This window comes from Actinomadura sp. DC4 (genome assembly GCF_030406325.1).
Taxonomy (GTDB): Bacteria; Actinomycetota; Actinomycetes; order Streptosporangiales; family Streptosporangiaceae; genus Actinoallomurus.
The window spans coordinates 214,939-230,517 of sequence record NZ_JAUEQY010000018.1 but is presented as its reverse complement, the minus strand read 5'-3'; the positions used below and the strand labels follow the sequence as shown (position 1 = coordinate 230,517).

General features: G+C 75.2%; 3 protein-coding genes (1 of these 3 only partly in view). All 3 read right to left on the bottom strand.

The annotated features are described in order from the left end of the window. On the bottom strand, positions 1–7,037 hold a 7,037-nt coding region (locus QWU11_RS28085), incomplete at its 3' end, for a non-ribosomal peptide synthetase (protein WP_290117442.1). Continuing rightward, a complete protein-coding gene (locus QWU11_RS28080) occupies positions 7,034–14,818 on the bottom strand; it encodes a non-ribosomal peptide synthetase (protein WP_290117441.1) in 7,785 nt (2,594 codons plus the stop codon). The genes QWU11_RS28085 and QWU11_RS28080, both read right to left, overlap by 4 nt. Further along, a protein-coding gene (locus QWU11_RS28075) for a non-ribosomal peptide synthetase (protein WP_290117440.1) crosses the window boundary here: on the bottom strand, positions 14,805–15,579 show its final stretch. It continues 11,465 nt past the right edge of the window; only the last 775 of its 12,240 coding nucleotides appear in the window; its start codon lies off the right edge, out of view; it ends in the stop codon at positions 14,805–14,807. Before QWU11_RS28075 ends, QWU11_RS28080 begins: the two co-directional genes overlap by 14 nt.

Here is a 15,579-nt window from a genome sequence, read left to right as displayed (position 1 = left end):
CCGGCGTGCACGTCCGCGCCCACGCGTACCGGCACGGATCCGCCCGTGAAGGTCGCCACCGCCGGGCGCGGGCGGTCCACCGGAAGCGTCAGCTCGGCGGGGAGCTCCGCCAAGGCCTGCCGCCAATAGGCGAGCTGCCCGCTGATCAGGCTGCCGGCGTCCTCCTCGCGGCCCAGCACCTCGCGCTGCCAGACGGCGAAGTCGGCGTACTGCACCGGCAGTGGCGCCCAGTCCGGCGCCTGGCCGGCGCGGCGGGCGGTGTAGGCCGCCGACAGGTCGCGGGCCAGCACGCCGATCGACCAGCCGTCGGCCGCGATGTGGTGCATCACCAGCATGAGGACGTGCTCGTCGGCGGCCAGCGCGAAGAGCCTGGCCCGCAGCGGCGGCTCGCGGCCGACGTCGAACCCGCGGCGTACCTCCTGCGCCAGCAGCCCGGCGAGCTCGGACTCGCCGGTCGCGGCGACCACCAGCTCCGGCGCGTCGTCCAGGACCTGCTGGCGCGGCACGCCCCCGTCGTCGGGGAAGATCGTGCGCAGCGTCTCGTGCCGCCCCGCCACGTCCGCGATCGCCGCCTGCAGGGCCGCGCGGTCGAGGTCGCCGCTCAGCCGCACGCTGAACGGGATGCTGTAGGCCGTCGCGCCGCCTTCCAGGCGGTTGAGGAACCACATGCGCGTCTGGCCGAACGACAGCGGCACCACGTCCGGCCGGGGGCCGGGCACCAGCGCCGTCCGCGCGCGTCCGCCGCCGTCCCGTACGAGCCGGGCGACCCCGGCCGGGGTCGGGTCGGCGAACAGCGCGCCGATGCTCACCTCGGCGTCGAGCGCGTTCCGCACACGGGCGATCAGCCGCATCGCGAGCAGCGAGTCGCCGCCGAGGTCGAAGAAGCCGTCCTCGGCGCCGACGCGGTCCAGCTTCAGAACGTCGGCGAACAGCTCGCACAGGAGCTGTTCCACCGGCGTACGAGGCTCACGTCCGGCGGCGAGCGCGCCGAAGTCGGGGGCCGGGAGCGCGGCGCGGTCGAGCTTCCCGCTGGGGGTCAGCGGCAGCTCGGCGAGCTCCACCAGCGTCGCCGGGACCATGTACGCGGGAAGCGCGGCGGCGGCGTGGTCGCGCAGCGCGCCGGTGTCGAGCGCGGCGTCCGCGGCGGGGACGACGTAGGCCACCAGGCGCTGCCGTCCGGGCTCGTCCTCGCGGGCGACCACCGCGACCCGGCCGACGCCTGCGTGGCCGGCCAGCACGGCCTCGATCTCGCCGAGCTCCACGCGGAGCCCGCGGACCTTCACCTGGCCGTCGGCGCGGCCGACGAAGACCAGCGCGCCGTCGCCGGTCCACCGGGCCAGGTCCCCGGTGCGGTACATGCGCTCGCCGCGCCCGCCGAACGGGCACGCCACGAACCGCTCGGCGGTCAGTGGGTACCGGTTCGCGTAGCCGCGGGCCAGTCCCGTGCCGGCGAGGTACAGCTCGCCGGTGATGCCGGACGGCACCGGCTGCAGGTACGCGTCGAGCACGAAGACCCGGGTGTTCCAGATCGGCCGGCCGATGGGCACGACACCGTCCGCCACGTCCGCGGGGCACGGCCAGGACGTCACGTCGACCGACGCCTCCGTCGGCCCGTACAGGTTGTGCAGCGGGGCGGCCAGCGTGCCGTGGTAACGCGTGGCGAGCTCGGCCGGCAGCGCCTCGCCGCTGCACAGCACCCGCCGCAGCGTCGTGCACCGCCTCGCCGCCGGCTCCTCCAGGAACATCCGCAGCATCGACGGCACGAAGTGCACCGTCGTCACGCGCTCGCGCTCGATCAGCCCGGCCAGGTACGCGGCGTCCCGGTGCCCGCCCGGGCGCGCCACCACCAGGCACGCGCCGGTGACCAGGGGCCAGAAGAACTCCCACACCGAGACGTCGAACCCGGACGGGGTCTTCTGCAGCACCCGGTCATCGGCCGTGAGGCCGTACTCCGCCTGCGTCCACAGCAGCCGGTTGACGATCCCCGCGTGCGGGACGACCACGCCCTTGGGCATCCCGGTCGAGCCCGAGGTGTAGATCATGTACGCCGGGTGTGCGCCGGTCAGCGGCGCGGTCCGGTCCTCGTCGGCCGGGGCACCGCCCGGACCGTCCAGGAGACCGCCCACGAGCACCCGCGGCGTCTCCGCGTCCTCGGGAGGCAGCGACGCGGCGGCCTCGGGGGTGGTCAGGACGCACGCCGGGCGCGCGTCGGCCAGCATGAGGGCCACCCGCGCCGGCGGGTACTCCGGGTCGAGTGGCAGGTACGCCGCTCCGGCCTTCAGCACCGCCAGCAGCGCGACGACCAGTTCGGCCGACCGCGGCACCGCCACGGCCACCACCCGCTCCGGCCCGACGCCCCGTCTGATCAGGTGCCAGGCCAGGCGGCTCGCCGCCGCGTCCAGCTCCGCGTAGGTCAGCGTCGTGTCCTCGAACCGCAGCGCCGGCGCGTCCGGCGTCGCGGCGGCCTGGGCTTCGAGCAGCTCCGTCAGCGTCTTCGCGCGTACGGGGGCGGCGGTGCGGTTCCACTCCTGGACGATGCGCCGCCGTTCGGGGACGTCGAGGATGCCGACCTGGCTGACCCGTACGGCGGGCTCGGCGGCGACGGTCTCCAGCACGCGGGCCAGGCGTTCGGCGAGGTGCTCGGCGGTCGCGCGGTCGAACAGGTCGGTGGCGTAGCCGATCGAGGCGTCGATGCCGGCCGGGGCGCCGTCGGCGTCGCGGCGCTCGCCCACGGTGAACGACAGGTCGAACTTGGCGGCGTTCCCGCCCGACCTCTCCGGCCGTACGGTCAGGCCGGGCAGCTCCCGCGTCGACCCCTGGGGGGCGTTCTGGAAGGTGAGCATGACCTGGAACAGCGGGTGGCGGGCGAGCGACCGGGCCGGGCTCAGCTCCTCGACGAGCCGCTCGAACGGCACGTCCTGGTTGGCGTACGCGGCCAGGTCGGTCTCGCGGACCCGCTTGACGAGGTCGGCGAAGGAGGGGTCGCCGGACACGTCGGTGCGCAGCACGAGCGTGTTGACGAAGAAGCCGATCAGGTCGTCCAGGGCGGCGTCGCCGCGACCGGCGACCGGGGTGCCGACCGGGATGTCCGGGCCCGCGCCCACGCGTGTCAGGAGCACCGCGACGGCGGCCTGGACGACCATGAACAGGGTCGCGCGCTGGGCGCGGGCGATGTCGGCCAGCCCGGCGTGGACCTCGGCGCCGAGCCGCAGGGGGACGATGCCGCCCATGAAACTCGCGACGGCCGGGCGCGGGCGGTCCGCGGGCAGTGTCAGCTCGGCGGGGAGTTCGGCGAGGGCCTGGCGCCAGTGGGTGAGCTGGGCGTTGATGAGGCTGTCCGGGTCGTCCTCGCTGCCCAGGATCTCGCGCTGCCAGACGGCGAAGTCGGCGTACTGGACCTTCAGCGGCGCCCAGTCCGGCGCCTCACCGGCGTGCCGGGCCGCGTACGCCGCGGACAGGTCGCGGGTCAGCACGCCCATCGACCAGCCGTCCGCCGCGATGTGGTGGGCGATGACCGTGAGCACGTGCACCTCGGGCGCGAGGGCGAACAGCCGGGCGCGCAGCGGGAGTTCGCGGCCGACGTCGAAGCCGCGCCGGGACTCGGCCGCGACCAGCGCGCCCAGGTGGTCCTCGTCGGTGTCGACCACGACGAGTTCGGGCGTCTCGTCGACGATCTCCTGGCGCGGCGTCCCGTCGTCCTCGGGGTAGATCGTGCGCAGGCTCTCGTGCCGCCGGACCACGTCGGCGAGGGCGGCGCGCAGCGCGTCCCTGTTCAGCGCGCCGTTCAGCCGCAGGGCGAGCGGCATGTTGTACGCGGCCTGGCCGCCGTCGAGGCGGTTGAGGAACCACATGCGGGTCTGCCCGAACGACAGCGGCACGGGGTCCGGGCGGACCGCCGGGACCAGCGCCGCGCGCGGCTTGCCGCCGCTGCCGACCAGCCGGGCGACCCCCGCGGGCGTCGGCGCGGCGAACAGGCTGCGGATGTTCATCTCGGTGTCCAGGACCGCCCGGATCCGGGCGATCAGCCGCATGCCCAGCAGCGAGTCGCCACCGAGCTCGAAGAAACCATCGTCGGGACCGACCCGCTCCAGCCCCAGGACCTCCGCGAACAGCCCGCAGAGCACCTCCTCGACGGGCGTGCGCGGGTCCCGGTCGCCGGTCAGCCCGGCGAAGTCGGGGGCGGGCAGGGCGGCCCGGTCGAGCTTGCCGCTCGCGGTGAGGGGCAGGGTCTCCAGCGGCACGACGGCGGCGGGCACCATGTACTCGGGCAGCAGCCCGGCGGCGAACTCGCGCAGGGCGGTGCCGTCGATGACGTCGCCGGCGGGGACGACGTACGCGACCAGCTGCTTCTGTCCCGGCTGGTCCTCGCGGGCGACGACCGCGACCCGGCCCACGGCCGCGTGGTCGGACAGGACCCTCTCGATCTCCCCGGGCTCGATCCGGAAACCGCGGATCTTGACCTGGTCGTCGGCGCGCCCGCCGAAGACCAGCCTCCCGTCCGGCGTCCAGCGGGCGAGGTCACCGGTCCGGTACATGCGCTCGCCGCGACCGGTGAAGGGGCACGCCACGAACCGCTCGCCCGTCAGGCCGGGCCGGTCCCAGTACCCGCGCGCGAGCCCTGTCCCGGCGATGTAGAGCTCACCCGTGACCCCGGGCGGCACCGGCCGTAAGAAGCCGTCCAGCACGAACACCTGCGTGTTGTCCAGCGGCGACCCGATCGGCAGCACCCCAGAGACCGGCTCCCCCGCCTCGACCGTGTGGGCCGTGGCGCACATCGTGATCTCGGTCGGGCCGTACAACTGGCGCACCGCCGTGTCCGGACACGCCTCCGCCACCTTCGAGACCGCCGCCACGCTCACCGCGTCACCGCCGGTCAGCACCTCGGCCAGGCCCGCGAAGCACTCCGGGGACTCCTCCGCCAGCACCGCGAACAGCCCCGCCGTCACGTGCACCGCCGACAGGTCCGTCGCGGCGATCAGGCCGCGCAGCACGTCCGCGTCCACCGGTCCCGCCGGCGCGACCGTCACCCGCCCACCGGCCAGCAACGGCACCCACAACTCCCACGTCGAGGCGTCGAACGCGAACGGCGCGTGAAACAGCACCCGCCGATGACGCGCCGACCACGACCGGTCGGCGGCCAGCCCGACCACGCCACGATGCGTGACCGCCACGCCCTTCGGCACACCCGTCGAACCCGACGTGTACATCACGTACGCCAGGTCGTCCGGACCCACCTCCACGCCCGGGTCCTCGCGCGGCGGGCCGTCCAGCACCCAGCCGCCGTCGGTGAACACCACGGGGCGGCCGTCCGGGCCGAGCCCCTCCCACAGGTCACGCCGGGCGATCACGGCGGCCGGCCGGGCCTCTTTCAGCACGAGCCGCGCCCGCGCCGCAGGCCACGCCGGGTCCACCGGCACGTACGCCGCCCCCGCCTTCACCACGCCCAGGAGCGCCGCGACGAGTTCCGCCGACCGGTCCATGACCACGCCCACCCGGGCACCGCGGCCGACGCCCGCGTCGGCCAGCGCGCCCGCCACCCGGCCGGCCGCCGCGTCCAGCTCCGCGTAGGTCAGCGTCGTGCCCTCCGACGTCAGCGCCGGCGCGTCCGGCGTCTCGGCCACCCGCGCGCCGAAGACCTTCGTCAGCGTGTCCGCCGGCACCGGTGCGGCCGTACGGTTCCACTCCTCCACGACCCGGGACCACTCGGCGTCGCCGAGCGCGCCGAGCCGGCTCACGCCGCGTCCGGGGTCGGCCGCCATGGTCTCCAGGGTCCGTACGAGGCCGTCGAGCACGAGCCCGGCGGTCTCCCGGTCGAAGACGTCCGGCCGGTACTCCAGGCGCAGCCGCAGCCGGTCGCCACCCGGGGCGACGGCCAGCGTCAGCGGATAGTGGGCGGCCTCCCGGCCTCCGCCCGAGCTGATCCGCAGGCCGCCACGGCCGCGGCCTCCTCCGCCCGCGCCCTGCGCCCGCGCCGGGTCCGACGGGTAGCTCTCGAAGACCATCAGCGTGTCGAACACCGCGCCCGGCCCGGCGAGCCGCTGGACCTCGGGCAGGCCGAGGTACTGGTGGGCCATCAGGGCCGTCTGCCGCGCCTGCAGCCTGGTCAGCAGCCCGGCGACCGGCTCCGCCGGGTCGAGCGAGACCCGGACGGGCACGGTGTTGACGAACAGGCCCAGCATCTGCTCGATGCCGGGCAGCTCCGGCGGGCGGCCCGCCACGACCGCGCCGAACACGACGTCGGCGCGCCCGGCCAGCCGGCCGACCTGGGTCGCCCAGGCGGCCTGGACGACGGTGTTCAGCGTCAGGTCGTGCTCGCGCGCCAGCGCCCGCAGCGCGGCGGTGAGGCCGGCGTCGGCCGTCTCCTGGATCTGCTCGGTCATGATCGGCGCTCGTCCGGGGTCGGGCGCCGCCACGAGAGTCGGCTCCTCGGTGCCGGCCAGTTCGTCCCGCCAGGCCGTACGCGCGGTCTCACGGTCCTGGCGTTCGAGCCAGCGCAGGTAGTCGCGGTACGGCGCCACCGGCGGAAGGCCGCTCGCGTCGCCGCCGGCCCGGTACACCGTGAACAGCTCGCGCATCAGCACGGGCAGCGACCAGCCGTCCATGAGGATGTGATGGTTGGTGATGACGAGGCGGTGCAGGTCCGGGCCGAGCCGGATCAGCAGGAACCGGATCAGCGGCGGCACCGCCGGGTCGAAGCGTTTCTCCAGCTCGCCACCGGCGATCCGCGCGGCCTCGGCCGCCGGGTCCTCGGCGGAGGAGGCGTCGGCCTCCCGCCAGGGCAGGGCCACCCGGGCGGGGATCACCTGGACCGGCCGGTCCATGCCCGCGACCTGACGGAACCCCGCGCGCAGGTTGGCGTGCCGGTCCAGCATGGCCTGCCCGGCCGCCCGCAGCGCCGCCGCGTCGAGCGTCCCGTCCAGGTCCAGGACGTGCTGCCCGGCGTAGACGTCCGGGCCCTGTTCGTCGTAGAGGGCGTGGAACAGCAGCCCCTCCTGCAGCGGCGACAGCGGCCACACCTCGAGTGCCGAGCGCTTCATGAGGACAACCCCTTCTCGATCTCTGCGGCCATCGCCTCGAACTCATCGACCTGGTCCTGGGCCAGCTCAAGCATCGGGAAGTCCGATGGCGTGTGCCCGCCCGCCTCCGTCCCGGCGGCGTGCGCGGCCAGGCCGGTCAGCATGGCCGCCCAGCCCTCCGCCAGCTCACGGACGCCGGTCTCGTCGAGGAGGCGTTCGGGCCAGCTCAGCGACAGGCTCAGCCCTGGTCCCTCCGGCCCGTCCCGTACGATCCCGCCGGCCTCCAGCACGTGCGCCACCGGCATGTCCTCGTCCTCGTCTCCGCCCATGCCGACCTGCCGCCAGCCGGCCGGCCGGACGTCCTTGGCCGGCCGGCCGTTCTGGGCGGGAGCTCCGGCGTCGAACCGGCCGAGGTAGTTGAACCCGATCTGGGGCGTGGGAAGCGCCGCCAGTACGGGACCCGTGGCGGCGTTGAGGTGGCGGAGCAGCCCGTAGCCGAGGCCGTCGCCGGGCACCTGGCGCCGTTGTTCCTTCACACGTTTGATCAGCCGTCCCGCGGCGGGACCGCCCGCCCGCATCTGGGCGTGGTCCCCCGGCCCGGGGTCCAGCCGGACCGGATGCACGCTGGTGAACCAGCCGACCGTACGGGACAGGTCCATGCCGGGTGTCAGCGGCTCGCGGCCGTGCCCCTCCACGTCGACGAGCACGGGCCCGGCGCCGTCGCCGCGCCGCGCCCGCCACTCGGCGACCGCCGCCGCGAGCCCGGCGAGCAGCACGTCGTCGACGCCGGCGTTGAACGCGGCCGGGACCGTGGTGAGCAGCGCGCCGGTGACCTCCGCCGGCACCGAGACGGACATCCGCCGTACGCCGGCCGCGGTGTCCCGGACCGGGTCCAGCGGCTCCTCGCCCAGGAGCGGCTCCTCGCCCGCGAGGATGCCCTGCCAGACCGGGAGCTCCGCGAGCCGGTCCGCGCGCTCGGCCTGGGCGGCCAGCGTCCGCGCCCACCGCCCGAACGAGGTGCCGGCCGGCGCCGGCTCCACCGGCCGCCCGTCCGCGAGCGTCGCGTACGCGGACACGAGGTCCGGGACCAGCACCCGCCACGACACCCCGTCCACGACCAGGTGGTGGGCGACCAGGAGCAGCCGCCCCGCCTCATCCGGGCCCCGGTCCAGCCAGACCGCCTGGACCATCACGCCCGCGCGCGGGTCCAGCCGCTCCGCCGCCCGCCGGTCCTCGGCCGCGACCAGCCCCGGGAGCTCCTTGTCCGGCAGTCCCGCCGCATCCACGCGCCGCACCAGGTCCGTCTCGGGGGCCTCGGCGCCGAGTTCGAACCGCCACGAGGCCGGGTCCCGCTCGTCGGGGCAGACCAGCTTCGCCCCGAGCACGTCGTGGTGGGAGACGAGGGCCCGGACGGCGGCGGTGAGCGGGCCGGTGTCGAGGCCGGCGGGTACGGAGAGCAGGGTGGACTGGGAGAACCGGTTCGTCAGCCGCTCCAGCCCGGCGCGCTCGCCGAGCCCGCGCATGACCGGCGGCAGGGGCACCTCGCCGACCACGGTCTCGGGCTCGGCCTCCGCCTCGGCGGGCTTCTCGCCGACGACCGCCGCCAGGTCGGCGGGGGTCTTGTGCTCGAAGACGTCCTGAGCGCTGATGACCACGCCGGCGCGGCGGGCGCGGGCGACGAGCTGCATGGACATGATGGAGTCACCGCCGAGGTCGAAGAAGTTGCCGTCGGCGCCGACCTTCTCCAGCTTCAACACCTCGGCGAACAGCTCACACAGCGCCTCCTCCACCGGCGTGCGCGGCTCGCGGCCGCCGGAGGCGAAGCCGGGGGGCGGGAGCGCCTTGCGGTCCAGCTTGGCGCTGGGCGTGAGCGGCAGCGCCGCCATCGGCACGACCGCCGCCGGGACCATGTGGTCGGGCAGCAGGCTCGCGGCGAACTCCCGCAGCGCGGTCCCGTCCACGGTCGCCGGGACGACGTAGGCGACCAGCCGCTTCTGGCCCTCGTCCTCGCGGGCGATGACCGCCACCTGGCCGACGCTCTCGTGACCCGACAGCACGGTCTCGACCTCGCCCGGCTCGATCCGGAACCCGCGGATCTTCACCTGAGCGTCGGCGCGCCCGGCGAAGACCAGCTGTCCGTCCGGGGTCCAGCGGGCCAGGTCACCGGTCCGGTACATACGCCCACCGGCATCGAACGGGCAGGCCACGAACCGCTCGCCGGTCAGGCCCGGCCGATCCCAGTAGCCGCGCGCCAGCCCGGTCCCCGCGACGTACAACTCGCCCGTCACACCCGGCGGCACCGGCTGTAAGAAACCGTCCAGAACGTAGACCCGGGTGTTGTCCAACGGCGAGCCGATCGGCAGCACCGCCGGGACCTGCTCCCCCGGCTCGACCGCGTACGTCGTCGCGGCCACCGTGACCTCGGTCGGGCCGTACATCTGGCGTACCGCGGTCTCGGGACAGGCCTCGGCGACCCTGGCCACCGCCGCCACACTCACAGCATCCCCACCCGTCACAACCTCGGCCAACCCGGCGAAACACTCCGGCGACTCCTCCGCCATCACCGCGAACAACCCGGCCGTGACATGCACGGCGCTGAGGTCACCGCCCACGATCAGCTCGCGCAGCTTCGCCGCGTCCATCCGCCCCGGCGGGGCGACCGTCACCCGGCCACCCGCCAGCAACGGGACCCACAACTCCCACGTCGAGGCGTCGAACGCACAGGGAGCGTGGAACAGCACCCGCTCATGACGCGACCACGAACGGTCGGCGGCGAGCCCGATCACGCCGCGATGCGTGACCGCCACACCCTTCGGCACCCCGGTCGAACCCGAGGTGTACATCACATAGGCGACGTCGTCCGGCCCCACCGGGACGCTCTTCCGCGGCGTGCCCTTCAAGACGTCGGCGACCGGGAGGACCCGCGTCTCCGGGAAGTCGCGGTCCGCCACCAGCAGATCGACACCCGCCAGCACCAGCCGTACCCGCTCGGCGGGCCAGTCCGGGTCCACCGGCACATACGCAGCCCCGGCCTTCAAAGTCCCGAGTAGCACCGTCGGAAGCTCCGAAGACCGCTCCAGCAGCACACCCACCCGGCCACCACGCCGAACACCGGCCTCGACCAGAGCACCGGCGACCCGGCCCGACACCACGTCCAACTCGGCGAAACTCAACACCGAATCCCCCGACACCAACGCAGGAGCCTCCGGCGACTCCGCGACCCGCGCCGCGAACACCTCCGGCACCGACCGGCCCGCAACCGGCACCGCCGTACGGTTCCACTCCTCGACGACGCGCCGCCGTTCGGCCGCGTCCACGACGCCGATCTGGCTGACGCGGCGCCTCGGGTCGGCGGCCACCGTCTCGAGGACCCGTACGAGCCGCTCCGCCAGGAGTCCGGCGGTGGACCGGTCGAACAGGTCGGCCGAGTACTGGAGCACGCCCTCGATGCCCGCGGGCTCGCCCTCGGGGCTCCGGCGCTCGCGCAGGTTGAAGGACAGGTCGAACCGGGCCGCGTCGGTCCCCGACCCGGCCGGCCGTACGGTCAGGCCGGGCAGTTTCCAGGACTCGCCCTGCGAGACGTTCTGCAGGCCCAGCGAGACCTGGAACAGCGGGTGGCGGGACAGGGACCGGTCCGGGCTGAGCTCCTCGACCAGCCGCTCGAACGGCACGTCCTGGTGCCCGTACGCCGCCAGGCTCACCTCGCGGACCCGCCCGACCAGGTCCGCGAACGCCGGGTCGCCGGACAGGTCCGTGCGCAGCACGAGCGTGTTCACGAAGAAGCCGACCATGTCGTCCAGCGCCGCGTCGCCGCGGCCCGCGGTCACGGTCCCGATCGGGATGTCCGTGCCCGCGCCCAGCCGCGACAGCAGCACCGCGATCGCGGCCTGCGCCACCATGAACAGCGTGGCCCGCTGCTTGCGGACGACGCCGGTCAGCGCGGCGTGCGTCTCCGGGCCGACCCACAGCGGCACCGAGCCGCCCGTGAAGCCGGCCACCGCCGGGCGGGGACGGTCCGCCGGGAGCGTGAGCTCGGCGGGGAGTTCGGCCAGGGCCTGCCGCCAGTACGCGAGCTGCGCGCTGATCAGGCTGCCGGCGTCGTCCTCGCCGCCGAGGACCTCGCGCTGCCAGAGAGCGAAGTCGGCGTACTGCACCGGCAGCGGCGCCCACTCGGGCGCGTGTCCCGCGTGCCGGGCCGTGTACGCCGCCGCGAGGTCGCGGGTCAGCACGCCCAGCGACCAGCCGTCCGCCGCGATGTGGTGCGCCACGATCATCAGGACGTGCTCGCCGGGCGCGAGCGCGAAGAGCCGGGCGCGCAGCGGCGGTTCCCGGCCGACGTCGAAACCGCGGCTCCCCTCCTCGCGCAGCAGTCCGGCCAGCTCGTCCTCGCCGCTGCTCACGATCGTGAGCTCCGCGCCGGTCTCGGTCACCTGCTGGCGCGGCACCCCGTCGGTGTCGGGGAAGATCGTGCGCAGGCTCTCGTGCCGCCGCGTGACGTCGCCGAGCGCCGCCCGCAGGGCCTCCCGGTCCAGGTCGCCGGAGAGCCGCAGCGCCATCGGCATGTTGTAGACGCCCTTGCCGTCCTGCAGCCGGTTGAGGAACCACATGCGCGTCTGCCCGAACGACAGCGGCACCACCTCGGGGCGTACGGCGGGGACCAGCGCCGCGCGCGGCTTGCCGCCGTCGCCGACCAGCCGCGCCACGCCCGCCGGCGTCGGCGCGGAGAACAGCCGGCGGATGCTCAGCTCGCTGTCGAGCACCGCGCGGATCCGCGCGATCAGCCGCATGCCGAGCAGCGAGTCACCGCCGAGGTCGAAGAAGCCGTCGTCGGCGCCGACCCGGTCCAGGCTCAGGACCTCGGCGAACAGCCCGCAGAGCACCTCTTCCAGCGGCGTGCGCGGCGCGCGCCCCCTCGCCAGGCCGGCGAAGTCGGGTACCGGGAGGGCCGCGCGGTCGAGCTTCCCGTTCGGTGTGAGCGGCAGCGACGGGACCGGCAGCACCGCGGCGGGCACCATGTAGTCGGGCAGGACGGCCGCCGCGAAGTCCCGCAGGACGTCGACCGCGCCGTCGCCGGCGGGGACGACGTAGGCGACGAGCTGCTTCTGGCCCGGCTGGTCCTCGCGGGCGACCACCGCGACCTGGGCGACCGCGTCGTGGCCGGCCAGCACCGCCTCGATCTCCCCCGGCTCCACCCGGAAGCCTCTGATCTTCACCTGGTCGTCGGCCCGCCCGAGGAACGCGAGCACCCCGTCGCCGCCCCACCGCGCCAGGTCCCCGGTCCGGTACATCCGGCCGCCGTGCCCTTCGGGTCCGGCGAAGGGGCAGGCGACGAACCGCGCGGCTGTGAGCGCGGACCGGCCCACGTAGCCGCGGGCCAGGCCCGCGCCCGCGATGTAGAGCTCGCCGGCCACGCCCGGGGCGACCGGCCGTAAGAAGCCGTCCAGGACGTAGATCCGGGTGTTGTCGAGCGGGACGCCGATCGGCACCGACGCCGGGACGCTCCCGGCGTCCACGAAGGGCAGGTGCGTGGCGAAGGCCGTCGTCTCGGTCGGGCCGTACGTCGTCCGCACGACCAGCCCGGGATGCGCCTCCAGCAGGGCGCGGACCGCGCTCGCCGACACCACGTCGCCGCCGGAGGCCACCTCGTGCACCCCGGCGAAGATCTGCGCCGACTGCTCGGCCAGCACGCGGAGCAGCCCGGCGGTGGCGTGCACGTTGGTGACCCGGTGCTCGGCGATCAGCCGGCCCCATTCGGCGGCGTCGGGCTCGCCCGCCGGAACGATCACCAGTCGGCCGCCGTGCGCGAGGGGCGCCCACAGCTCGTACGTCGAGGCGTCGAACGCGTGGTTGGCCACCATCAGCGTCCGGGCGACCATCTCGTCCTCCCAGGCCCGGTCCAGGGCGAACGCGACGACGTTGGCGTGCGTGACCGCGACGCCCTTGGGTGCGCCGGTCGACCCCGAGGTGTACATCACGTACGCGAGGCCGTCGGGTGAGGTCCGTACGACCGGGTCGCCCGGGTCCGGGCCCTCGGCCGGCAGCGGGACGACCTCGACGGATCCGAGGGCGTCCAGGAGGGGGTGGGCGGCGCCGGTCTCGTCGACGACGAGCAGCGACACTCCGGACTCGGCCGTCATCGCGCGCAGCCGCTCCACCGGGTGGGCGCCGTCCAGCGGTACGTACGCCGCGGACGCCTTCACCACGGCCAGCACCGCCACGACCAGCGCGGCCGACCGTTCCATGAGGATGCCGACCGCGCTTCCCGGCCCGGCGCCGCGCTCGATCAGGTCGCGGGCCAGGCGGTTGGCCCGCGCGTTCAGCTCGGCGTACGTCCACTGGGCCTCGCCGTGCACGAGCGCGACGGCGTCCGGGCGCTCGGCCGCCACCGCCGCGAACATCTCCGGCAGGGTGATGCGCGGCAGCGGGGCCGCCGTACGGTTCCACTCCTCGACCACGAGCCGCCGGTCGGCCTCGTCCAGGGGGTCGGCCCGGCCGACCCGCAGCCCCGGATCGGCGACCGTCGCCCGCAGGATCCGCACCAGCCGTTCGAGCAGGCCCTCGGCGGCCGCGCGGTCGAACAGGTCGGGCCGGTAGTCCAGGCGCAGCAGGAACTCCTCGCCGAGCTGCCCGGCGGCCAGGGTGAGGGGGTAGTGCGTCCCCTCCCGGCTGCCGGCCGGCGCGACCCGGAGGTCGTGCCGCGCAGCGCGCCCCTCCGCCGCCGGGGCCGGGGCGGTGTCGCGGGGCTGGCCCTCGTAGACCATGAGGCTGTCGAAGACCGCGCCGGGCCCGGCCGCCTGCTGGATCTCGGGCAGGCCGAGGTACTGGCGTGCCATCAGCGCGGACTGGCGGGCCTGCAGGGCCGTGAGCATTCCGGTCACCGGCTGGGCCGGGTCCAGCCGTACGCGCACCGGCACCGTGTTGACGAACAGGCCGAGCATCCGCTCGACGCCCGGCAGCTCCGGCGGGCGGCCCGCCACCACGGCGCCGAAGACCACGTCCGCGCGGCCGAGCAGCCGCCCGACGAGCATCGCCCAGGCGCCCTGCACGATCGTGTTCAGCGTCAGGTCGTGCTCGCGCGCCAGCGCCTGGAGCCCGGCCGTCAGGTCCGGGTCGGTCCGCGTCTCGAGCTGCTCGGGCACGATCGGCGCCCGCGCCGGGTCCGCCGTCGCGATGAGGGTCGGCTCCTCGGCCCCGGCGAGCTCCTCCCGCCACGCCGTGCGCGCGGCCTCCCGGTCCTGGCGGCCCAGCCAGGCGAGGTAGTCCCGGTACGGGGTCACCGGCGGCAGGCCGCTCGCGTCGCCGCCGGCGCGGCAGACCGTGAACAGCTCGCGCAGCAGGACCGGGAGCGACCAGCCGTCCATCAGGATGTGGTGGCTGGTGATGACCAGGCGGTGGTGTTCCTCCCCCAGCCGGACCAGCAGGAACCGGATCAGCGGCGGCACGGCCGGGTCGAACCTGCGCCCGTACTCCGTGGCGGCGAGCCGGGCGGCCTCGGCCCGCGCCGCGTCGTCCGCCAGGCCGGACACGTCCTCGGTGTGCCAGGGAAGGTCCACCCGGTCGGCGATCACCTGGGCCGTACGGCCCGAGTCGAGCTGCCAGAAGCACGCCCGCAGGTTGGCGTGCCGGTCGAGCATGGCCTGCCCGGACGCGCGCAGGACGGCGGGGTCCAGTGGGCCCTTGAGGTCCAGGACGTGCTGTCCCGTGTAGACGTCCGGTGCCTCCTCGTCGTACAGGGAGTGGAACAGCAGGCCTTCCTGCAACGGCGACAGGGGCCACACATCGGCAAACTCAGGACTGCTCATTCTGGGCCCTCCATCGGTTCTCCAACTCTCCGATCTCGTCGTCGCTGATCGCGGCCAGCAGGGGGAAGTCGGACGGGGTGTGGCCGCCGTCCTCGGCGGCGTGGGCGGCCAGCCCGGTGAGCGTCGCGAGCCACCCGTCCGCCAGCTCCCGTACCGCGGCCTCGCTCCACAGCCCGTCCGGCCACGAAAGCGACAGGCCGAGACCGTCTTGCACGACCGCCGCCGCCTCCAGCGCGTGCGCGACGGGCGTCGCCGGGTCCTCCTCGTCGAGGGGTGTCCCGGCGTGTGTCCAGCCGCCGATCTCGATACCGGTCCGGTCCACGTGGGCGAAACCGATCCAGGGCGTGGCGAGCGCCGCGAGGGCGGGCGCCGCGCCGGCGCCGGCGTCGGCGTACCGCAGCAGGCCGTACCCCCGGCCGTCGCCCGGGACGGCGCGCAGCTGTTCCTTGACCTGCCTGACCAGCTGCCCGGCGGCCGGCCCGGCCACCCGTACCCGCGGGAGGTCCACCGGCCCCGTGTCGAGGCGCACCGGGTGGGCGGTCGTCAGCGAGCCGACCGTGCGCGAGGGATCAAGGCCGGTCGTGAGCGGCGTACGGCCCTGGTCGGCCACGTCCACCAGCACCGGGCCGGGGCCGCGCCACTCGGCCACCGCCGCGGCGAGCCCGGCGAGCAGCACGTCGCCCGGCTCGGCGTGGAACGCCGCCGGCACCCGGGTCAGCAGCGCCTCCGCGACGCCGGTGGGCACGGGGAGCGACATGCGC

Excerpts from the sequence above, each read along its gene's own strand:
- QWU11_RS28080 (WP_290117441.1), bottom strand. The coding sequence starts at position 14,818 with ATGAGCAGTCCTGAGTTTGCCGATGTGTGGCCCCTGTCGCCGTTGCAG.